The sequence below is a fragment of the Streptomyces sp. NPDC058691 genome, from assembly GCF_042714775.1.
Lineage (GTDB): Bacteria > Actinomycetota > Actinomycetes > Streptomycetales > Streptomycetaceae > Actinacidiphila.
The window spans coordinates 35,156-56,883 of sequence record NZ_JBHXSO010000012.1 but is presented as its reverse complement, the minus strand read 5'-3'; the positions used below and the strand labels follow the sequence as shown (position 1 = coordinate 56,883).

At 70.6% G+C, this 21,728-nt stretch carries 16 protein-coding genes and 2 tRNA genes; 10 read left to right on the top strand and 8 right to left on the bottom strand.

Annotated elements, in window-relative coordinates; genetic code table 11:
* Nucleotides 1–49 precede the first annotated feature (49 nt).
* Together ACFWVC_RS11135 and ACFWVC_RS11130 are read left to right on the top strand one after the other, a co-directional pair.
* Nucleotides 50–910 carry a hypothetical protein gene (locus tag ACFWVC_RS11135; RefSeq protein WP_384282155.1) on the top strand — a complete coding sequence of 287 codons (861 nt, stop codon included), beginning with the start codon at nucleotides 50–52 and terminating at the stop codon, nucleotides 908–910.
* Between the two features lie 57 nt (nucleotides 911–967).
* A tRNA-Ala gene (locus ACFWVC_RS11130) sits at nucleotides 968–1,041 on the top strand.
* Between the two features lie 167 nt (nucleotides 1,042–1,208).
* On the opposite strand, the gene ACFWVC_RS11125 is transcribed toward ACFWVC_RS11130, so the two are convergent.
* The gene (locus tag ACFWVC_RS11125; protein WP_384282150.1) at nucleotides 1,209–3,497 is read right to left on the bottom strand and encodes a bifunctional polysaccharide deacetylase/glycosyltransferase family 2 protein; all 2,289 of its coding nucleotides are present in this window, start codon (nucleotides 3,495–3,497) and stop codon (nucleotides 1,209–1,211) included.
* Between the two features lie 839 nt (nucleotides 3,498–4,336).
* On the opposite strand from ACFWVC_RS11125, the gene ACFWVC_RS11120 reads away from it, so the two are divergent.
* From ACFWVC_RS11120 to ACFWVC_RS11100, 5 genes are all read left to right on the top strand, one after another.
* Nucleotides 4,337–4,741, top strand: coding sequence for a hypothetical protein (locus ACFWVC_RS11120; protein WP_384282145.1), 405 nt, complete (start codon nucleotides 4,337–4,339; stop codon nucleotides 4,739–4,741).
* A gap of 125 nt (nucleotides 4,742–4,866) precedes the next feature.
* Nucleotides 4,867–5,418: an RNA polymerase sigma factor gene (locus ACFWVC_RS11115; protein ID WP_384282520.1), complete on the top strand. Its 552-nt coding sequence runs from the start codon at nucleotides 4,867–4,869 to the stop codon at nucleotides 5,416–5,418.
* Nucleotides 5,419–5,421: 3 nt separating this feature from the next.
* Nucleotides 5,422–6,216, top strand: a complete 795-nt coding sequence (locus ACFWVC_RS11110) for a hypothetical protein (RefSeq protein ID WP_384282141.1) — start codon at nucleotides 5,422–5,424, stop codon at nucleotides 6,214–6,216.
* 290 nt (nucleotides 6,217–6,506) lie between these two features.
* Nucleotides 6,507–8,819 (top strand): peptidoglycan recognition protein, encoded by a 2,313-nt coding sequence (locus ACFWVC_RS11105; RefSeq protein ID WP_384282137.1) that lies wholly within the window; start codon nucleotides 6,507–6,509, stop codon nucleotides 8,817–8,819.
* Between the two features lie 363 nt (nucleotides 8,820–9,182).
* Nucleotides 9,183–11,975 carry an AAA family ATPase gene (locus ACFWVC_RS11100; protein WP_384282132.1) on the top strand — a complete coding sequence of 931 codons (2,793 nt, stop codon included), beginning with the start codon at nucleotides 9,183–9,185 and terminating at the stop codon, nucleotides 11,973–11,975.
* A gap of 95 nt (nucleotides 11,976–12,070) precedes the next feature.
* Here the strand turns inward: ACFWVC_RS11100 and ACFWVC_RS11095 are convergent, their stop codons facing one another.
* From ACFWVC_RS11095 to ACFWVC_RS11080, 4 genes are all read right to left on the bottom strand, one after another.
* Nucleotides 12,071–12,679: an RNA polymerase sigma factor gene (locus ACFWVC_RS11095; RefSeq protein ID WP_384282128.1), complete on the bottom strand. Its 609-nt coding sequence runs from the start codon at nucleotides 12,677–12,679 to the stop codon at nucleotides 12,071–12,073.
* 124 nt (nucleotides 12,680–12,803) lie between these two features.
* The gene (locus ACFWVC_RS11090; RefSeq protein WP_384282123.1) at nucleotides 12,804–13,643 is read right to left on the bottom strand and encodes an alpha/beta hydrolase; all 840 of its coding nucleotides are present in this window, start codon (nucleotides 13,641–13,643) and stop codon (nucleotides 12,804–12,806) included.
* Between the two features lie 273 nt (nucleotides 13,644–13,916).
* Nucleotides 13,917–14,609, bottom strand: coding sequence for an alpha/beta fold hydrolase (locus ACFWVC_RS11085; RefSeq protein ID WP_384282119.1), 693 nt, complete (start codon nucleotides 14,607–14,609; stop codon nucleotides 13,917–13,919).
* A gap of 611 nt (nucleotides 14,610–15,220) precedes the next feature.
* Nucleotides 15,221–15,406, bottom strand: a complete 186-nt coding sequence (locus ACFWVC_RS11080; protein ID WP_384282114.1) for a hypothetical protein — start codon at nucleotides 15,404–15,406, stop codon at nucleotides 15,221–15,223.
* A 629-nt stretch (nucleotides 15,407–16,035) separates the two neighbouring features.
* On the opposite strand from ACFWVC_RS11080, the gene ACFWVC_RS11075 reads away from it, so the two are divergent.
* A tRNA-Trp gene (locus tag ACFWVC_RS11075) sits at nucleotides 16,036–16,110 on the top strand.
* A 79-nt stretch (nucleotides 16,111–16,189) separates the two neighbouring features.
* Here ACFWVC_RS11075 and ACFWVC_RS11070 read toward each other — a convergent pair.
* Nucleotides 16,190–17,059, bottom strand: a complete 870-nt coding sequence (locus ACFWVC_RS11070) for a hypothetical protein (protein WP_384282109.1) — start codon at nucleotides 17,057–17,059, stop codon at nucleotides 16,190–16,192.
* 217 nt (nucleotides 17,060–17,276) lie between these two features.
* Between ACFWVC_RS11070 and ACFWVC_RS11065 the strand changes: the two genes are divergently transcribed.
* Nucleotides 17,277–18,269, top strand: coding sequence for a zinc-dependent alcohol dehydrogenase family protein (locus ACFWVC_RS11065; RefSeq protein ID WP_384282104.1), 993 nt, complete (start codon nucleotides 17,277–17,279; stop codon nucleotides 18,267–18,269).
* A 12-nt stretch (nucleotides 18,270–18,281) separates the two neighbouring features.
* Here the strand turns inward: ACFWVC_RS11065 and ACFWVC_RS11060 are convergent, their stop codons facing one another.
* Nucleotides 18,282–19,538: an Ig-like domain-containing protein gene (locus ACFWVC_RS11060; RefSeq protein WP_384282099.1), complete on the bottom strand. Its 1,257-nt coding sequence runs from the start codon at nucleotides 19,536–19,538 to the stop codon at nucleotides 18,282–18,284.
* Complete coding sequence (locus tag ACFWVC_RS11055; RefSeq protein ID WP_384282094.1) at nucleotides 19,535–20,332, bottom strand: L,D-transpeptidase family protein; 798 nt, start codon at nucleotides 20,330–20,332, stop codon at nucleotides 19,535–19,537. Before ACFWVC_RS11055 ends, ACFWVC_RS11060 begins: the two co-directional genes overlap by 4 nt.
* A gap of 428 nt (nucleotides 20,333–20,760) precedes the next feature.
* On the opposite strand from ACFWVC_RS11055, the gene ACFWVC_RS11050 reads away from it, so the two are divergent.
* Nucleotides 20,761–21,483, top strand: a complete 723-nt coding sequence (locus ACFWVC_RS11050) for a dienelactone hydrolase family protein (RefSeq protein WP_384282089.1) — start codon at nucleotides 20,761–20,763, stop codon at nucleotides 21,481–21,483.
* Nucleotides 21,484–21,728 lie beyond the last annotated feature (245 nt).

The window sequence follows — 21,728 nt, the reverse complement described above, 5'->3', positions numbered from 1 at the left end:
CGCGCCAAATTGCGTATCCACCGTCGTGAACCCCCCTACCGTGTGATGCGTGAGCAGCAGCGGCCTCATCTACGCAGTCATCGTCGGGGCCTGGGCTGCCTACTTGGTGCCGATGTGGCTCCGTAGGCAGGACGAGCTCAACGAAGCGCGCCCGACGGAACGCTTCAGCACCGCCATCCGGCTGCTGTCCGGACGCGCGGCCCTGGAGCGCAGGTACGCCAAAGCGGCGGACCCGGACGAGGAGGCCGAGGGGGACCCCACGGTCGACGTCCGGGACCTCGCCGTGCCCGCGCCCGAGGTGCCGGCCGAGCCCAAGCCGCTGCAGGCCAAGCCGCAGCCGCAGGCGCAGCCCGGGGCGCAGGTCCAGAGGAAGAAGCCCAATCCCCGGGCCAAGGTGCTCGCCGCCCGCCGGCGCACCACCACGCTGCTCTTCCTCACCTTCACCTTCGGCATGATCGTGGCCGCCGTCGGCGGCGTCGCCTTCCTGTGGGCCCCGGGCATCCCCGCGGTGCTGCTCACGATCTACATCGCCCACCTGCGGGCGCAGGAGCGCCGCCGCTTCGAGGTCAAGATCGACCAGCGCCGTGCCGCCGAGGCCGCCAAGCGCCTCCGTGACGCCCGTACGGCCCGCGAGTACGCTCCCGAGGCCCCCGAGCTGACCGAGCCCACGCCGCTCCCCCTGCCCGAGGAGCCGGCCACCGCCGACCGCCGCGCCCTCGTGGAGCAGACCGACCACGCCGAGTGGGTCGACCAGCAGCGCACCCCCACCGAGGACACCTGGGAAGTCCCGGCCCCCCGGCCCACCTTCTCCACCGCCCCCGTCGCCCCCCGCCGTACCCGCGACCGCTCCCGCACCCCCCTCTTCGACCAGCACACCGACCACGACCGCCCCCGCGCCGCCAACGAGTGACCCGCCCGGGGTGAGCGGAGCACCCCCGCCGGGATGCTAGAGTTTTCCTCGTTGCAAGGGCCTGTGGCGCAGTCCGGTAGCGCACCTCGTTCGCATCGAGGGGGTCAGGGGTTCGAATCCCCTCAGGTCCACAACACATGAAGATCCCATCCAGATCAGCTGTCTGGATGGGATCTTCTGCGTTTCAGGCTGGACACCCCGATACCCGGTTCTGGGAGTCTGCTGCGTGCTCGACGACTCCCCTCGGGTTGCAACACGGAGCGGCACCGGGCTTCAAGCCCGGTGCCGCTCGTTGCCGCTACCGGTCCGGTTGGCCGGTCCACGGCGTGCCGGCAGGTTCCTCGAGCAGGTCCGAGGTCTCCCCGCTGCGGAGGTGGTGGACGTCTGCCTGGCGTGTGGCGGCGTGCGCTTCCCGCAACCATGTGTCGGCCAGGCCCGTTGCGTGGGGGGCCGGGGGATTCGGCACCTGCGCGGGCGCAGGCTGGGGTCGCGTTCCGGCCCCCGGCACGGAGAGGCTGCCGTATCGCTCCATGCGCTGCCAGCGCAGCCTCGATCCGGCGACCGCGGTCACCACCGACTGGATGACCACGAGATACATCAACTGCCGGTACACGAATTGCTGTAGTGGCAGGCTCCACAGGGGTCCGGCATGTTCGCCGTCGAGCCGGAAGGCGTAGACGCCCATGGCGCCCTGGAGCGCGAGGAAGCCAAGCCAGAGCGCCAGGATCCGGACCGGGTCGAGGAAGACCAGGCCGTAGACGGCGAAGATGTCGACGACCGGGGCCAACAGCGGCAGCAGGACCTGGAAGAGCAGCAGGTAGATCACTCCCCGTCGGCCCAGCTTGCCTGCCGCGCCGCTCTGCAGCAGGGCGCCGCGGTGCTTCCACATCGCCTGCAGGGTGCCGTAGCACCAGCGGTAGCGCTGTCGCCACAGCGCGCCGAGCGAGGCCGGCGCCTCGGTCCAGGCGACCGCGTCCTCCTGGTAGACCACCCGCCAGCCGTCCCGGCACAGCGCCATGGTCAGGTCGGTGTCCTCGGCGAGGGTGGCGTCGCCGACGCCGCCGACGCGCAGCAGGGCGCCGCGGCGGAACGCGCCCACGGCCCCGGGGACCGTGGGCATGCATTGGGCCAGGTCGAACAGGCGGCGGTCGAGGTTGAACCCGACGACGTACTCGATGTGCTGCCAGCGGCCCAGGAGGCCGCCGCGGTTGATGACCTTGGCGTTGCCGGAGACCGCTCCGACGCGGTGGTCGGCGAACGGCTGAACGAGCGCGCGGACGGCGTCGGGTTCGAACACGGTGTCGCCGTCGACCATCACGAGCAGATCGTGGGAGGCCGCCGCGATCCCGGTGTTGAGCGCAGCGGGTTTGCCCGCGTTGGGCTGCCGGATGACGCGGACGGACGGGAGGCCGAGGGATTCGACGAGGTCGGCGGTGCCGTCGGTGGAGCCGTCGTCGACCACGATGATCTCGACCGGGTGGTCGGAGGCGAGCAGCGAGTGAACGGCGGCCTCGATACCGGCGCTTTCGTTGTACGCCGGGACGATGACGCTGACCGGTTCGGTGACCGACGGCCCCCATGCGATGCGGCGCTTCCGGACGTGCCGTCGGGCGGCCACCACTACGGCGGCGGCCCGCAGGACGGCGAGCGCGCCGGCCGCATAGAGCAGCCAGCCGAGGATCCGCAGGGCCCACGCGGTGCCGTCCAGGGTCGCGATGAGGCCGAGACCCAGCCAGTGGTCCTGGGGGGCGGCGGATTTCACGGCCTGTGGGACGCCCACGGCCTCGCCGACCGTCGTGACGGTGAATCCCCGGGCGCTCAGCCGCGGCAGCAGCCGGTCGAGGGCGGCCACGGTCTGCGAGCGGTCACCGCCCGCGTCGTGCATGAGCAGGATCTGGCCGGCGTTGCCGCGCGGAGTGGCGTTCGCCACGATGCGGTCGGTGCCGGGGCGCTGCCAGTCCTCGCTGTCCTGGGTGCTCAGGACGGTCAGGTAGCCGGCCTGCCCGGCCGCGCGGATCGCGTCCCAGTCCTGGTTGTCCAGGGCGTCGTTGCCGGAGGAGTAGGGCGGGCGCAGCAGCGAGCTGGTCCGCCCGGTGGCTCCGGCAAGGGCCAGCTGGGCCTCGCGCAGTTCAAGGCCGCGCTGCCAGTCGGGGATCTTCCCGAGGTCGGCGTGAGTGAAGGTGTGGATGCCGATCTGGTGACCCTCGGCGAGGATCCGCCGCACCAGTTCGGGATGGGCGGCGACCTGGGTGCCGACGACGAAGAACGTGGCGTGGACGTGGTGGCGTCGCAGCACGTCCAGGATCCTCGGCGTCCACGTCGGATCGGGCCCGTCGTCGAAGGTGAGCGCGATGGTGTGCGGCCGGGGACGGGCGGTACGTGCCGGCACGGCAGCGCTGTCGATCACCGGGCCGCCCCCGGCGACAGCGGTGGGAACCCGGTCGGCGGGGCCGCCGCCCGCGACGGCCGCGTCGTCACTGATCCCGAACATGTGCTGGGTGTAGCCCTGGATGAGCAGCGCCGAGCAGAGCGTGAGGACCAGGGTGGTCAGCAGCAGCCAGTGGGTACGCACAGGTACGTTGCGCACATCGCCTCGGCGGCCTCGGCGTCTTCGCGATCGGGTGCTGTCGGGGGCGTGCGTCATCGGGGGGTGCTTCCTTCGCGGCGGGGTCCGGCTGCCGGAGTCATCCGTGGCCTCGGCCGGTGTGCTTGGGCCCGGGATGCGTCGCCGTGCTCTTGCCGTGGGTCACCGTGGGGGCGGGACTGGAACTGGTGGCGGACCCGCTCGGAGAGGGGGCCGGGGCCGGCGTTCCGGCCGTGCCGGTTGCGCTGATTGCGCCGGTTGCGGGGGTGACGGCGGGTCCGCCGCGCGAGCCGGTACCGGCCGGGCGGGTTCCCGTGCCGGAGGACGGCATCGGGTGAGCCGTGTTCGTAGGTGTGGGCTTGCCCGAGGCGGAACTGCCGGCGCCGGGACCGGACACGGCGGGGGATCGGTCGCCGGCCTCGGGCAGGGGGAGGTAGGGGGAGGACACTGTCGGCCCGCCGAGGGCCGCGCTCAGCAGCAGCGCGATGTATCCGACAGCCGGGACGACAAGGAACCAGCCGGAGCGTCGCACCCACCGCTGCCGCCGTCCCGAGGCGTCGACGAATACGGGCCGGGCGGTGGCATGCCGGCGTACGACACGTCCCTGGGGATTGTCGGCCGTCGTGTCGGTACCGGAGGTGGTGTGCACAGCCGCGCACCATACAAGCCATGTTGGCCAGTTGGCGACGCGAAGGATATATCGGATATGCCCCGATATGAAAGCCGGCTTTCATCTGGACCGCGCTCGGTGTAACACATTTGCGAAGCGCTGCGCCTTCCGTATGAGCCGCGCCGTCCGCGCGGACGGTTGCGATGAGCGGAGAAGCGCGATGGAGCACGGCGTGAGAAAGCCACCGGCGATACCCGGCCCTCGTCTCGCTGCGGACATCGTGACCGTGGTGCGGGAGGGGGCCAGAATCCGGCTCGACTACTCGCCGGCAAGTCTGGCCCTTGTCGATCGCGTCATCGACGGCATCCGGCGCGAGGGACCCCCCGCCGAGGCGGTCAGCCGCACACTCCTCGGCTTCGGCGCTTACACCGGCGAGGTGCTGGTGCGCGGGTCGGGGGCGGCCTGGGTGGAGTTCGACGCGGAGCAGCGCGGTACATTCGGGCAGTCGTTCGGTATCCGTACGCTCGACGGGCGCGTCTGGAACCCGCTCGGAAAGGCTCTCAAGAGGTACGAGAACGGAGCGGCGGACAGTTTGCGCCTCTTCTATCTCTCCGTGGTGGGCCAGGCCCGGATGTGACGCTGGACGGACCGCAGGGCTGAGGCCGGACGGCCGGGTCCTACGGTGAGACTGAGACTTGGCACGGTGTCGGCGAGCACGAAGAGGACGTAGTGGGCAAGGCGGAGGTCCGTCGGCGCAAGCGGATGGACGACGGGGAACTGGGCGAGGCCGTCCAACGGGCCCGCAGCGGGGACGAGTCGGCGTTCGGTGTCCTCTACCGGGAAGTCCATCCGCTGCTCCTGGGCTATCTGCGCGGCCTGGTCGGCGACGAAGCCGATGACGTCGCCTCCGAGACATGGCACGACATCATCCGCGATCTGCGCGGCTTCCGCGGCGACGGAGTGGCGTTCCGGGGCTGGGCGGCCACCATCGCCCGGCACCGCGCGCTGGACCACCTGCGCAGGATCAAGGCCAGGCCGCGAACCACGGCGCTGGACGAGAGCACCGCCGAGCCGGTGGCGGGCCAGGATTCGGAGCGTGCCGCGCTGGAGAACCTCTCCACCGAACGTGCCCTGGCCCTCATCGCCGCGCTGCCGCAGGACCAGGCCGAGGCCGTGCTGCTGCGGGTGGTTCTCGGGCTCAACGCGCCCACCGCAGCGAAGGTACTGGGCAAGCGGCCGGGTGCGGTACGGATCGCCGCCCACCGAGGCCTCAAACGCCTGTCGGACCGCCTGAGCGGCGCCAGGGAGAAATGACGGATGAACGACAGCCGAGAGCACGAGGAATGGATGGACGCGGCCCTCGTCGAGCGACTGCTCGACGGGGACGACGTCGCGCAATCCGACGACCGGGTGGCCGATCTGGCGCGCGTCCTCACGGCGGCGGCCGAACCGGTACCGGGCAACCCGGAACACGAGCGGGCGGCGCTGGCGGCTTTCCGTGAGGCCCGGGACGCCTACCAGGAGGGCGCGGCACGTACGGCCTCCTGGCGCCCCTGGCGCGGCCGCCAGGGCGGGCAGAAGACCCGCAGGCAACGACGTCTCAAGGCGGTCATCGGCGGCGCCGCCGCAGTCTTCGTGCTCGGCGGGGTGGCCATCGCCGCGCAGACCGGCACACTGCTGCCAGGCCCCCTCCCCTCAGGCCCCGGCACTCCAACGCGGGTACCTTCCGCCACCGCGTCCGGTGTCGGTACTGCCACCGCGCACCCCCACGCGACCTCTGGCAGCGCCCCGGCCACGGCTTCGCCCCGCACATCCCGGCGGACATCGCCGGCACCCACGCACCCGGGGGGCGCCCCCGTCACACCTCCGGCAGCGGCACTGAAGGGACTGTGCGAGTCGTACGTCAAGGCGGCAGCGCACGGCAAGTCCCTGGAGTCCTCCTCCAAGGCGCGGCTTGAGCGGGTCGCCGGCGGCAAGGGCGAAGTCGCCGCCTACTGTGCCCGGCTGACCGGCACTGTTGCGGGCCACGACGGTGGCGCGACCACCACCCGTGCCGCCCAGCCGTCGCACCCCGCCGGCCCGAAGGCGTCGCCGCCCGGCGGGCCGAAGTGACCGATCGCAGACGCCAGGGCCGGAGGGCGTGGTGCCGCCGAGGCTGCCATGTCCTGTCAGGCTGAGAGAGATGCTCCAGGTTCGGCTCAGCGACGTAATGCTTCGTGGCAAGGTCTCCCCGCCCTGGCTTTCTGTCCGATCCACCCAGGAGCGTCCAACACCCGCTACCTCACGGCTATTTGCCCGACTTGATGTGGTTGATCCAGGGGCGTGAGAGGCGGGCGGTGCGTCTGGTACAACGATGCGCGTCAATTCGATGCTCAATGCACGCGTATCAGGGGCGGGGCGATATGAGACACAGGCGGATACGCCTGCGCGGCCGGGCATGGATCGCGGTCGGTGCGGTCCTCCTCGGCGGTGCCGGGGCGGCTACGGCCGTGGCCGTGCAGGAGAAGCCGAAGCCGAAGCCGGTGACGGCGGGCAAGAAGCCTGTGCCGAGCGCCGTGCACACGATGAAGCTGGAGGGCACGGGCGGGAAGCGCGATCTTCCGCAGCGCCGTACGGATGACTTCGGCATGCTGGGCGTGACGTGGACCGACCCGGACACGCAGCTCAAGGGCACCGTGCAGGTGCGGACCCGGTCGGTGGAGAGCGGTAAGTGGTCGGACTGGCACTCGGTCGACCCTTTCAACGACGAGCTCCCGGACCCGGGCAGTGAGGGCGCCGTCCGGGGCGGCTCGGCTCCGGTCTACGTGGGCCTGTCCAACGGCGTCCAGGTCAAGATGGTCGGGAAGAACGGCGAAGCCGGTCTCCCGAAGGGCCTGCGGGTCGATTTGGTCGGCGACGCGGATCAGGCCACCGGCGACATGGCGATGGCTCCCGCGGCCTACGCCGTCGACGCGGACGTCACCGACTCCGCGTCCCCGACCAGCACCGACCCTGCGGTGACCGACTCCCCCTCGGACACCGTCTCCCCGTCCGCGAGCGGCTCCACGTCGCCGTCGGTCTCGGCCCCGCAGTCGAGCCCTCCGGCGAGCAGCAGCGCACCCGCCACCTCCGCGAGCGCCACGAAGAGCGCGTCGGCGAGCCCGACGTCCACGCGGCCGACCGCTCCGGCGTCCAGCGTGGCGAAGCCGTCCATCGTGACCCGGGCCGGCTGGGGCGCCGACGAGACGATCCGCGAGTCCGGCGACCCCGACTACGCGGACAAGGTGAGCGTCGTCTTCGTCCACCACACCGACACCCAGGCGTCCTACGACTGCTCGGACTCGGCCGCGATGGTGCGGTGGATCTACGCGTACCACGTGCAGAGCCTGGGCTGGCGCGACATCGGCTACAACGCTCTTGTCGACAAGTGCGGCAAGATCTTCGAGGGGCGCTACGGCGGCATCGACCTGCCCGTCATCGGCGCGCACACCTACGGCTTCAACACCCGCGGCTGGGGCATCGCCGCCCTCGGCACGTACCAGGTCATCGACGGTGTCCCAGCCACGCCGATCACCTCGCAGATGCTGGGTTCGGTCGCCGCGCTGTCCGCCTGGAAGCTCGGCCAGTACGGCATCAACCCCAACCCCGGCAGCAAGACGCAGTCACTGGTGGAGGGCGCAAGCGACAGCTACGGCTTCACCAAGGGCACGACGTACCACTTCAACCCGATCTCCGGGCACCGCGACGGCTTCGCCACCGCCTGCCCCGGCCAGGACCTCTACGACAAGCTGGGCACGATCCGCTCGTACGCCGCCGGCCCCGTCGCCGCACCGACCCTGACCGGGGTATCGGGCGGCGCCGCGCTGTCCGGTTCCTCGTACTACACAAAGGGCGCGGCCACCGTGTCCTGGAAGACCACGACGCCGTCCGCCGTCATCAAGCGCTTCGAGGTGCTGGTGGACGGCACGGTCGCGGCCACGGCAGGCCGTACCGCCACCTCGGCGGCGATCACGGTGCCGGCGGGCAAGCACACGGTGACGGTGCAGGCCGTGCACATCAGCGGCAAGACGTCGGTCTCGGGGTCCTCGTACACGATCGTCGGTGACACGACGAAGCCGACGTTCACCATCGCGCCCGAGGTGAAGATCCGCAACGCCACGGTGTCCAGCACCGTCGTGCCGGTCTCCGTAACCTGGAAGGCCGCCGACAACGGCGCCCTCAAGAGCGTCGCGGCGACCGCGCCGACCGCGGCCACCTTCGGTCTCACGACCACCAGTTGGAGCACCACTGGTAAGCCGTCCACCGCGGTCGCGTACGGCCTCAAGGCGACCGACATGGCCGGCAACTACGGCACCGCCTCGGTGAGCCGCACGACGGCGATCCTCCAGGAGACCTCGGCGACGAGGTCCGGGACGTGGACGGCGAAGAGCTCCACGAGCTACCTGGGCGGGAAGTCGCTCACCTCATCGTCCAAGAACGCCGGCCTGACCTGGACGTTCACCGGACGCTCGGTCGGCTGGGTGGTGTCCCGGGCATCGACGTCCGGGCAGGCGTACGTCTACGTGGACGGAGTCAGGAAGGCCACCGTGGACCTCAAGTCCAGCACCACGCTGTACCGGCAGACCATCTGGTCCACGTCCTGGACCACCAGCGCCAAGCACACGCTGAAGATCGTCGTGGTCGGCACTACGGGTCGGCCGACCATCACGACGGACGGCATCACGTACATCAAGTGACAAGCCGGTAAGAGGGCATAGGTCCGGGGGACGCGCCGAGCGTTCCCCGGACCTTCACTTTGCGCCGGGACCGCACGTGCGTGGGGCGATCTGCTGGTCTCTGCCGCTCTCATCGGGTGCCTGAAGGACCCGGACGGCGGTGATCTTTCCGTCGGTGAGGGTGGCGGATACCTGCACGGTCCCGTACCGGGTGTCGACGGGCGCGCCCGTGAAAACAGCGGTGGGCTGTGCGACGGCGCAGGCAGCGGTGGACGCGTTGCCAGAGGGACGCTGGTGCTGCCGCAGGGCCCCTCCCGCATCGGCAGCGCGACACGAGAGGGCGCGCGGCTAGGCTGGAGTCGGTAGCACTATTCGGAGGCTGCTATGGACGCCGGCGACATACTTCGGCAACGCCCCGCGAAGCGACTCTTCGGACGTGACGACGACCTCGCGGTCATCGACTCGATCGTGTGGGGCAACGCCGGGCAGGCCGGCGTGCTTCTTCTGGTGGGCGAGGCCGGTGTCGGCAAGTCGAGCCTGCTGGACGCGACCGCGGACCGAGCGGAATCCGACGGAAGCCGGGTGCTGCGGGCCGCGGGGAATCAGTTCGAGAGCCACATGGGCTTCGCGGGGCTGAACCAGGTCCTCCATCCCCTCCTCGGTGAGATCCACCGTCTGGGCCCGGCGCGGTCCCGGGCGCTGGACATCGCTCTCGGCCGGGCTGTCGGGCCACCGTCGGATCAACTGGTCGTCTCGCAGGCGGCGATGGACCTCGTCGTTCAGGCGGCCGCCGAGAGCCCCCTGTGGATCGTCATCGACGATCTCCATTGGCTGGACCGTGCCAGCGCCACCACGCTGGCCTTCATCGCCCGCCGGTTGGCCGGTTCCCGGGTGCGCCTGCTTGCCGCGGCACGATCGGAGGAGGACACCTTCTTCGCCGGCAGCGGCCTGCCGGAACACGAGGTGTACCCCCTCGACGACACCGCCGCGGCCGAACTGCTCAGCAGCCGCTTCCCCGCCCTGTCGCCGCGCGTCCGCCGGCGTCTGATGGCCGACGCCCAGGGAAACCCCCTGGCCCTACTGGAGTTGCCCATCGCGCTCAGCCGCATGAAGGCGAACTCGAAGAGGCCGCTGCCCGCCGTGCTGCCGCTGAGCCGGCGCCTTCAGGCACTGTTCACGTCACGCATCGAAGCCCTGCCGGCCGCGACCCGCCATTTGCTCCTGCTCGCCGCCCTGGACCCCGCCGGGGACCTCCTCACCCTCGGCAAGGCCGCCGAAGGCGTCGCTCTCCTGGACGATCTGGCTCCGGCCGAACGTGTGGGACTGGTCGAGGTGGACCACGAGACCTCCCGCCTGGTCTTCCGCCACCCGCTGGCCCGCTCGGCCGTCGTGGAGCTGTCGACCAGCGACGAACGCCGGCGGTGCCACAAGGTGCTGGCCGATCAGTTCCTCGACCAGCCGGAGCGCCGGGTGTGGCATCTCGCCGACGCGCTCGTCGGGCCCGACGACCATGTCGCCGGCCTGCTGGACGACACCGCCTACGCCGTACTGCGTCGTGGCGACGCGCTCGGTGCCATCACAGCGCTCGTCCGCGGCGCGGAACTCAGCACCGACGGGACCGCCAAGTCCCGCCGGTTCGCCGAGGCCGCCTACATCAGCGCACACGTGACCGGGGATCTGAGCAACGTACCGCGCCTGCTGGACAACGCTCTGCGCGCCAGCCCGGAGCGGACGGAGTCGCTGACCGCCGCTGTCGCGGCCGCCAGTCATCTGCTGAACGGCGACGGGGACGTCGACACCGCCCACCGTCTCCTGGTCGCGGCCATCGAGATGTATCCGCACCCGCACCGCGCGGACGACAACACCCTCGTCGAGGCGCTCTACACCCTGCTCCTGGTGTGCTTCTACGGCGGGCGCAGCGACCTGTGGGCCCCGTTCGACGCGGCGGTCGGCCGCCTGGTGCCAGAGCCCCCCAGTGTCCTCGGCGCGCTGGCCGGCGCCTTCGGTGACCCGGCCCGGAGGGCCGATCCGGTCCTGGGCGACCTCGACACGCTGATCGACGGTCTGTACCCGGAGGCCGATCCCGCCCGCATCGTGCGGATCGGCAGAGCGGCGGTCTACGTCGACCGGCTGCCGGGTTGCCGCGGCGCCCTGTGGCGGGTGGTGAGGGACGGCCGCGCCGGAGGCGCCGTCGCCTCGGCCATCGAGGCCTTGTTCATGCTGGCCAACGACGCCTTCATGACAGGGAAGTGGGACGAGGTCGATCCGCTGGCCGAGGAGGGCCTCGCCCTGAGCAGGGAGCACCACTACCAACTCCAGGCCTGGCCGGGACTGTTCGTACGCGCCCTGCTGGCCGCCGCGCGCGGCGACAACGCCACGGTCAAGGACCTGACCGACAAGATGATCTCGTGGGCGGCCCCACGGGGAGTGCGGGCGGTCCAGATCTACGCCTCGCACGCCCGGGCTCTCACCTCGCTCGGACGCGGCGACTTCGACAGCGCCTATCACCACATCACGGCCGTCAGCCAGGCCGGGGAACTGGCGCTCCACACCCCCCACGCACTGTGGCTGGTGATGGAACTCACCGAGGCCGCCATGCGCAGCGGCCGCTGCGAGGAGGCCGCCTCCCATGTCGTCGCCGCACGACAGGCGAACCTCCCCGCCATCTCGCCACGCCTGTCGTTGATCACGGCAGGGGCGGCGGCCATGGCCCACCCCGACTACCTCGAGCGCGACCTGTTCGAAGCGGCCCTGGCCACCCCGGACGCCGACCGCTGGCCGTTCGACACCGCGCGTATCCGGCTCGCCTACGGTGAGAGGCTGCGCCGGGGCCAAGCCCCGGCCGAGGCCCGCACGCACATCACCGCGGCACTCGACACGTTCCAGCGTCTCGGCGCCGGGCCCTGGACGGCACGGGCGGCCAATGAGCTGCGGGCCGCCGGTGTAGCCCCCGAGCAAGTCCCCCTCACCGACGTGTCGCTGACCCCGCAGCAGCGGCAGATCGGCGAGCTCGCGGCGACCGGCCTGACCAACAAGCAGATCGCCGAACGGCTGTATCTCTCGCCCCGTACCGTCTCGGCCCACCTGCGTCAGCTCTTCCGGAAACTCGGCGTCACCAGCCGCGCCGCGCTGCGCGACGCGCTCGAGGCCCTGGACTCCAATCAATCGCTCCACTGAGGCACGTCGCGGCGGGTGCCGGACCCGCAGGCCCGGGCACCCGCTGACCAGCCCCTCGGCCTCGAGCGCGGTGAGGCCGGTCGCGTTTCAGGGGGTCACGGAACTCCCACGGTGGTCTGCGGCACGCCCGGCAGAGCGGCCATGACGACCGGCTGAGACAGATCGTCGAGTGCCCGCCACTCGTGCCCGACAGCGGTCTCCCAACCGCCTTCGGCCGTCAGGCCGTACTCCTCGCGGCGGGAGCCGATGTAGGCACTGGCAAGGATGCGGTAGAGCCAGACCTGGAGGTCAGCGCCGGGGAGCAAGCCCCGAAAGGAGAGGTATGCCCGCTCGAATGTCTCCAGTACCAGGTCTTCCGCAGAGGCCGGGCTTCCCGTCAAGCACAGCGCGGCGTGATACATGGGATCGAGGAGGGCGAGCACGCCCCGTTCGAAGTCCCGATCGAGGGGGTCGGGGCAGGGCCTGAAATCCTCCTGGGGCGTCAGGAGCGCCGGCGATTCCATCCGGTTGCGAGGATCGGGACTGTGCCCGAGGAGTGACGGGGGAACGACCCAGTGAGGACAGGGGAATTCGGCGATCGCGGCGCCCTCATGAGGAGCCGGTTCCTCCTCGGCGACCCGGTATCGATGTCGGCCGCTGCCCGGACCGAATGTCGCCATCCCGCTCCGGACCGTGTGCTGCAGGTTCGCCAACCAGTTGGGCATTGCTGTTCTTTTCCTTGAAGGTATTCGCTGCTCTTGAGAACGGTGTGGACAACCTTCACTGCTCCACGGCGGACAGCCCGCCCGCTTGCGGGCGGGCTGCCACAGTGGATCGAACCGGATGAGATCAGCGCGTACCGCGGTCGGCGTCCTGGATCAGCTTCTCGACCGCTTCGGGGTGGCTGATCATGACGGAGTGGGACGCACCACGGACTTCCATCGTTCCGCGGGCCTTGGCGCGCTGGTACTCGAAGCGCTCCAGAGCCGCGGGAATGGCCTTGTCCTCGGACGCGACGAGCCCCCAGGAGGGAATCGTGCGCCAGGCGGCTTCCGTGGTCACGTCGGTGAAGGAGTTCGCGCTGAACGGCCGCTGAGCCGCGAACATGATGTCGGTGTCCCGCTCCGGAAGGTCGGCCGCGAACGCGCTGCGGAACTTGTCGGCCTTCAGGTACAGGTCGGTCCCGGTGGTGCCGTCGGGGTTGGTGTACGGCACGGGGCTGAGCCCGGCCTCGATCTCACTGCCCGGGAACTTGTTGATGAGCTCGCCGAGCTTCTCCCCCTTGTCCGGAACGAACGCGGCGATGTAGACGAGCGCCTTGATGTTGGGGTTGTCGGTCGCGGCGTTGGTGATGACCGCGCCGCCGTACGAATGGCCGGCGAGGATGATCGGGCCCTTGATCGACTTGAGTACGCTCTTCAGGTAGGGCGCATCGGTCGGCAGGCCGCGAAGCGGGTTGGCGGGCGCGACCACCGGGTAACCGTCGCGCTGGAGCCGCTTGATCACGTCGTTCCAGCTCGCGCTCGCGTCGGCGAATCCGCCGTGGACGAGCACGACCGTCGGCTTGGGGCCGTCCGTGTGGTGCAGGGGTGCCGGGGCAGCGGAAGCGGTGGACGCCAGAACGGCTGCTGCTGCGGTGGCGGTGGCGCCGGCGGCGATCATCCCGCGGCGCAAGGTCTTTTTACGCATGCCAAGGACTTCCTTCTCTGTGGTGGTAGTTGCTGCGCAATTCGCGCGGCGAAAAGCGATGAGCGGCGTGGGCGTATGCCATGCGGGCCGCAACGCGAAGCTCGCGAATACGCGCGAGCTCGGTCACGCGTATTGACAACGTGTGACACGATTCCTGCCGCCGTGCGGCAGGATTGATGCCCCGCGGCTGCTGTGCCTCTCGGAACAGGCGGCGGGGTGCTTCGGGGTGCTTCGGGGTAACGCCCTTCTGGGGCGGTGTCAGACCGTGCCGGACTACGCCTGATGGCCGGCGGCGGCCTGCTTGATCAGCTCTGCCACGGCCTCCGGCCGGGAGACGTAGACGGCGTGGCTGCCGGGGACTTCGTGCACGGTGGCGCCGGCCCGGTCGGCCATGGCCCGCTGCGCGGGCGGCGGGATCATCTTGTCGTCACCTGCGACGAGGTACCAACTCGGCTTGCTGCGCCAGGCAGCCTCCGTGACCACGCCGCCGAGCGCGTCCACGCCCCAGGGCACCTGGGAGTCGGCCATGAACCGGGCGTCCTCGGGCGCCACATCTCCCGCGAACGAGGCGGCGAACTTCTCGCGGTCCAGAAAGAGGTAGCCGTCACGCGGGGGCAGGATCGGGGGCACCGGCGCCCCGGGCGGCGGGTCGGCGAGGAGGGAGTTGACGGACTCGCCCGCATCCGGCGCGAAGGCCGCGATGTAGACGAGCGCCGCCACACTCTCGTGACGGCCGGCCTCGGTGATCACGGCGCCGCCGTAGGAGTGGCCGACCAGTACCGCGGGGCCGTCCTGGACGTCGAGGATCTGTCGGGTGGCCTTGGCGTCGCCCTCAAGGGAAAGCGTCGGGTTCTGCACAACGCTCACGTTGAAGCCCTCACGGGTAAGGAGCCGATGGACCGGCTGCCAGCCGGAACCGTCGACGAACCCTCCATGCACGAGAACGACGTTCTTCACTGTGCTCATGTGATCGCTCCTGTTATGACCCGGACGTCTTCCGGGCCGGGAGTAAAGCTAGGCTGCACTGGTCTTCTCGGGCTTCGACTGAATGGCCTAGTTCGCGGCTGTCGTTGGGAGCCCCGACTTCGGCCCTTTGGCCGCCGCACGCGGGGCATCGCGCGGGGCATCGCGCGGGGCATCGCGCGGGGCATCGCGCGGGGCGAGGGCGCATCGACCGGCGAGTGCGTCGGCACTTCGTCGGCGTCGCCGCCTGAGGCCGCCTCAACTGCAAGTTGCCTGCGGCCGCGTCCAGGGCGCCGCGGGCCCTCCCACCTGAGCACGGCATATATGCGCGGAAATCCGCAGGTTCCCGGAACATGGGATCTCGAACATCCCGGAATCCGGACAATGGGCGACTGAGACCCGCAAACAGCGACGTGGAGTTGCGTCTCCGCAGGCGCGCCGACCGTGTCCAGATGGAAGTAAGGGACTCCGACGTGAGCCCTCCGGTGTTCACGCACTACGCCTCGGAAGAGCTCGGAAGAGGAGGAGCAGCAGTCCGAGCACGGGCGCGGCCTCGTCATTGTCGATGCGCTCGGCGTGACCGAGAGGGCCTTTTCGCAGCTCAGCGCGCCGCCCTAGTCACGTATGACGAGGAGGCCTCCGATCACGAAGGCAAATACCAGCAAAGTCCCCACTGCCACGATGGCGACAAGGAGGCAAGCCACACCGGCACTCACTGCCAATCCGCCCCGTGCCATGGCGTTACCCTGCTCGGCGGCAGCCTCGTACTCGGGATCGCTGTCCCAGTTGTCCGTGCGCATGGGGCACCTCCGGCCAGACGGTACCGCGCCCTTCCCCATGGCGATCTCTCGGGTCACGACCTACAGCGCTCGAAGTCCGCCGAGGTCCAGGAGCTCGTTTTCGAAGCCGTGGGCCGTAACTGCGTCGAAGCTTGGCGGGTCAAGTCGCGCCAGCCGGTTCGCCCCCGGGCGAAGCACGCGTGAGCGTCGCACCGGGCGTGCTTCTTGGCGGCAGCCCGAGCGGCATCCTCGCTGTCGTACCGCGTCACGTTGCGCCGCTTCGAGGGGTGATCTGACAACGGCAGCCGGGCCCGCTGAGTCGCCGGGTCAGCCGTCATCCGCATACGGCGTCTTCCGAACCGGGGCTCCCAGGAGGTGGTGAGGGGGGTGGGATCCACGGCCTGCGACATAGTCCCGAGGTGGCTCCCGGGGACCTTTGTGCCCACCCCCCTTGACCGCGGACCTCTAGGGTTCTCTGACCGGTCTCTCTCCGCTACGAAAGCTAGCAGGGGCCACCGACAGCGGTCAGATGCCAGTCCTCCACGCCGGTGACGGTCGCCTCGGAGGCACCATCTGCCGTGGCCGTGATCAAAGTCGACCGGTGCCTCGTCAGCAACCGGATAGTGGCGGGACTAGGATCCCAGCCGGGCGAAGCCGTAGCGCAGAGGCAGTCGCGCGCGGTCTCCAAAATCGCGAGGACGCCGGTTCGAATCCGGTCGGCTTCGCCTGCCTCGGCTGTGCATCCAGGGCGAGCAGCGACCGTGCCGGAACGGCCGGCTGACATCACCGCATGTTGTGCGGACGTCAGTCACTGTTGCCGGGGCGATGGCGGCTGCGCGGTGGCGGCGTGCCGGGCGGTGCGTCCTTGCGTCGTGGGGCGATGGCGCGTTCGGCGAGGTGCCGGGTGACCACCTGGGCCAGGACTCCCATGGCGGCTTGGGCCTCCAGGTGGTCAAGGGCGTCCATGCCGTCGTTCATCAGCGGACTGTCGGTGGACATGGTGGTCCAGCCCGTTTCGTCGACAGCGAGGTTCACCGTGACGGTCTCGCCCGTCGGCACGGTCACCGTGAGGGTCACGGCGTCGGTGACGGCGTTCCGGCCGGAGTGCAGGATCGCGCGGCGCCGGAAGTCGGCTGAGGCCGCGAGTTCTTGAGACGTGGCGATCCCGGCCAGCGCACGGTGGGCCTGATGGGACAACTCCTGCCCCTGCCCGGCCAGGTTGGGGAGGGTGTCCTTCGGATCCCAGCCCGGTCCCTGGTCCGTCGGCGGGTTCATCGCATCGGCGACGCCCTCCAAGGCGTGGGATGCGGCTCGGGCGGCACGCGTGAGCGGGTCGTCCGGAGCGTGTGCCCAGGCGGGCAGAGTGACCGCGTCCGCCACGTGCGCGACCGCGCGGACCGATTCCGAGTTGAGCGGCGTGCCCTGACCCGTCAGCGGCCCGGCGATGCCCTCGTCTCGCTTGCTCACTTCGACACCCCGCGCGGTGAGATCGGCGTAGACGGTGTCGCGTGAGACGCGGGCCGCCCTGGCCAACTCGGCGACGCTCCTGGTGCCCGTACGCCAGGCGCCGGCCATGAGATCGGCTCGGTCGGATGACAGCCGTTCCCTGCGGTCGGCCCAGCCGATGAGCGCGGACAGGGCGGTGATGCGTTCGGCTTCGGTGTACGGGGTCACTCACTCAGGCTATGTCGACTCACTCGACATGTCGAGTGAGTCGACATGATCGAAGGGTGGCGCCGGGGTGGCCCGCCGGCCCATGGGGCGGGTGGGCGATGCCCCGCACCGCATGCGGAGGAAACAGATCGGTGTACAGTGGCGACGGCCAGGAAACAGATCTGTTTCCTGGCCTCCAGGAGCCACCGCTCCTCTTCATCGAAAGGCACGTACAGAGATGACCCGACAGATCCACTTCACCGAGACCGGCGGCCCCGAGGTCCTGCGCCTGCGCGAGGTCGAGCTGGGGGCGCCCGGTGCGGGTGAGGCGCTGATCCGGGTGGACGCCATCGGCGTCAACCGGGCCGACGTCATGTTCCGTCTGGGTCGCTACTTCTACCTCCCGCGGTTCCCCTCCACGCTGGGGTACGAGGCCGCGGGTGTCGTCGAGGCGGTCGGTGAGGGCGTGACCGAGGTCGTCGTCGGCGACAGCGTGGCCGTCATCCCGGCCTTCGAGCTCACGGAGTACGGCACCTACGCCGACCGCGCGATCGTCCCCGCCCACGCGCTGGTGCGTCGCGCCGCCGACAGCGACCCCGTCGAGGCGGCGGCGACCTGGATGGCGTACGTCACCGCTTACGGCGCGCTGGTCGAGGGCAGCCCCGTGGCCGCGGGGGACCACGTGCTCCTGCTCGCGGCCAGCGGCGGTGTCGGCCTGGCGGCTCTCGAGGTGGCGAACCGGATCGGCGCCGTCCCGATCGCGACGACCCGCTCCGCCGACAAGAAGCAGCGCCTTCTCGACGCCGGTGCCGCGCACGTGATCGTCACCAGCGAGGAGAACCTCGCCGAGCGGGTCCGCGAGATCACCGGCGGGCGCGGCGTCGTCACCGCGATGGACCCGGTCGGAGGCCCCGGCATCGTCGAGACCATCGGCAGCATGGCACCGGGCGGCCGCCTGCTCCTCTTCGGTCTGCTCGACCCGCGCAACGACCCCTCCCAGGCGCTGCCGACCGTCCCGGGCGTCGAGCTGAGCGTCTACACCCTGTTCCCCGTCACTGCCGACCCTGAGCGTCGCCGGGCGGCGATCACGTTCGTCGAGGCCGGGATCGCCGACGGTGCGTTCCAGCCGGCCGTGGACCGCACCTTCGACCTCTCGGAGTACGTCGAGGCCCACCGCCACATGGAGTCGAACTCCCAGTTCGGGAAGATCGTCCTCACCGTCCGGCACTGAGCGCTGTTTCCGTCAGCCGAGGGCGGAGCCCGCCTGCCACTGCTGCCAGGTCATGTTCCAGCCGTTGAGGCCGTTGTCGGGGGCGATGGTGTGATCGTGGGAGTGCTTGACGACGACCACGTCGCCGATGAGGGAGTTGTCGTAGAACCACGCGGCTTCCTGGCCCGGATCGCCGCCGCCCTGGACGTCGTTGAGGCCCACGCAGCCGTGGCTCACGTTGGAGTGGCCGAAGGTGGAGTCCGGTGCCCAGTAGTTGCCGTGGATGAAGGTGCCCGAGGTGGACAGGCGCATGGCGTGGGGGACGTCGGGGATGTCGTACTCCCCGGCGTATCCGACGCTGGCGCCGTCCATGCGGGTGGAGACGAGCTTCTGGGAGATCACCATCTGCCCGTTGTAGGTGGTGCGGCCGGGTGCGCCGGAGGTGATGGGGATCGTGCGGATGGTGTCGCCGTCGCGGACGACGCGCATCGTGTGGGTGGCGACGTCCACGGTGGAGACCTGGCGGCGGCCGACGGTGAAGCGGACCGTCTTGTCCTGGGTTCCGTAGGCGTTCGCGGCGCCCTTCACGCCGTCCAGGCGCAGCTTGAGGGTGACGTGGGCGTGGGCCTTCCAGTAGGCCCGGGGGCGCAGGTCCAGACGCTGGTCGCCGAACCAGTGGCCCACGACCTCCTGGCCGCTGTCGCTGGTGACGCGTATGCCGCGTTCGACGGCCATCTTGTCGGTGACCGGCTTGTTGAAGGTCAGCGAGACGGGCATGCCGACGCCGACGGTCGAACCGTCCTCGGGGGTGAAGGTGCCGATGAGGCGTTCGTCCTTCGCGAGCGTGGTGAAGGACAGGGTGCGCGTCTGCTTCCGGCCCGCTTCGTCCGAGGCGTGGACGACAAGGCGGTATGAAGTGCCGTAGGCCAGCGCGCCGTTGGGGGACCAGCGGCGGTGGTCGGCGGCCGAGGTGCCGGATACCGGCTGTCCTCCCGCGGCCGTCAGGCTGACGGACGTGATCTGCCCGCCGGAGACTTCGACATCGCCCCCGCTGCCGATGGCCGCGTGTCGATCGCCGTCGCCGGCGCCCGTGGTGAGCCGGAAGGCGGTGGCGGCCTGTGGCGAGGACGATGAGCCCGTGGACGATGACGTCCCGTGCGCGGCGGGCGTGGTGGCGGCCTGCTGACCCGCGCAGGCGGTGAGCACCGACGCCCCGAGGACGGCAAGGGCGATCATGGTGCGGTGGGAAAGGGACGACACGCTTGCTCCTGTGGGCCGCGGAATGGTCATCGGGCGAGAGAGGCCGCGTCGCCCATGACGACGACGGGGTGGTCGGCGGGGTCGAGGGCCCGCAGCAACTGCCGCATATGGCTCTTGGAGAGGCTGACGCAGGCGTGGGTGGGACCGCCGTGGTCGACGTGGATCCATATGCCGCCGCCGCGGCTCGCGCCCATCGGCTGGGCGCCGTTCATCGGTGACGTACCGGGTTGCCGGTTGTAGTTGATGGCGATCACGTAGTCGAAGGAACCCGCGAGCGGTTCGCCCTCGAAGCCGGTGCCGCCGATGGAGAAGGCACCGGAACGGTGGTAGGGCAGTTTGGTGCCGGGGTCGGCCAGCCGGCCGCCGGCGTCGGTGAGACCGAACACTCCTATGGGGCTGTGCAGGTCGCCCGCGTAGTGTTCGTCGGTCCAGCCCCTGTAGCCGTTGTGCGCGTCCCAGACCGCTCCGGGACGCCAGCCGCCGTCGGCGCGCTCGTAGAGCACGACCTTGGAGGACGCCGAGTTCTTGCCGGCTCCCGTGACCAGGACGACCTGGCGGGTGTGGGCGGGGATGTGCGACAGGGTCCTGGGGCCGAGCCCCGGCAGCCGGGCGGGGTACTGCGGCTTCGGCGGGACCGTCGTGCGGGGTGCGGCGGGAGCGGCCGCCTGCCGGCCGGTCGCCGGGGCGGCGGCGTCCTGCACGACCATGGCCCGATCGTGGGCCGGGGTGCGGTTCCCCTCGGGGACGTGGTGGTAGGCGGCGATGCCGATCAAGGAGACGATGACCGCCGCGGCCGCGGATATGTACGGCCTGTGGAGGGGCATGGGTACGGGCTTTCTCGAGAGAACGGGGGATCGAGTGCGGCCCCGTGGCGGAGCTCGCGGTCCCGGACGGCCGGGTGATGTGCGGGGGCGTTGCGGCGCGCCTGGCGCGGCTGCCCGCGTCGAGGAGGCGGTCCGGGCCCGCGGAGGTGCTCTCACACCCGTTCAACCGGGCGGATGCCAGTTCGGGTTGCCTGACGTTCGAGGACCGGGGCAAGCCGGTGGGCCCGGCGGCATCCGGTCACGGAGCCCGCGTCGGAAACCCTTTGCGGGCCACGGCGGCCACTGCTACGTTTCCGGAGGCCGTGCGAGAGAACGAGGAGGTGGTACCCGTGAACGCAGTATCGACATGGGTGCTCCCCTCCGGGGTCATGGTCGGGCGATAGGTCGTCCGGGAGCGCCGTTCAAGAGCACTCCCGAAAGGCACGACCATGCACTTCACTTCCGAACAGCGCCTCGACGACGGCGTCATCGAGCGCGAATTCACCCTCGGCGAGATCCCCGGCACCCTGTGGACGCCTGAATCCGCCGCGCCGGCCCCGCTGATCCTGATGGCGCACAACAACGGCCTGCCCAAGCGGGAACCCCGGCTGGTGGCCCGGGCCCGAATCACCGCTGCGTGCGGCTACGCGGTGGCCGCCATCGACGCCGCCGGGTGCGGTGACCGACCCCGTTCCGCCGCCGAGGAGCAGGCTCGCGCCGAGCTCCGCCGGGCGATGCAGGCCGGCGAGCCGGTCGATGAGATCTTCGAGTCCTTCGTCGGCCCGCTGGTCGAAAAGGCGGTCCCGGATTGGCGGACCACCCTGGACGCCCTCCTTGCGCTGCCCGAGATCGGCGGCCCGGTCGGGTACTCGGGGTGGACCGCCGTCGGCGTCCGGCTGGCGGTGGCCGAGCCGCGCATCGCGGCCGCCGGTTTCTTCGCCGGGGGTTACGTGCCCCGCGCCCAGCGCGAGGAGGCCCGGCAGGTCACCGTCCCGCTGCTGTTCCTGCTGCAGTGGGACGACGAAGGCAACCCCCGGCAGCGGGCCCTGGACCTGTTCGACGCCTTCGGCAGCAAGGAGAAGACGCTGCACGCCAACCTGGGCGGGCACACCGGGACCCCGCCGTTCGAGTTGGAGGACGGGATCCGGTTCTTCGGCCGGCACCTGAAGTGAGGCCGGGCCGCCGCCCGACTCTGGTGCGCCGCGCCGTCCCGCCGATCTGCACGACGCGGAACTGCTCACCGTAGGTCTCTGCGCCCACGCAAACGCCCCCGGACCGGTCGGCGCGGTCCGGGGGCGTGCGGCCGGAGCGGCCGGACTTCCACAGCAAGCGGGGCCGGCCACCCCCGCGGGCCCCCCCCCGGGGTTGGACCGCTGCAATCCGAATCAGTGATAGCGGATACTAAAGGGAGGCCCGG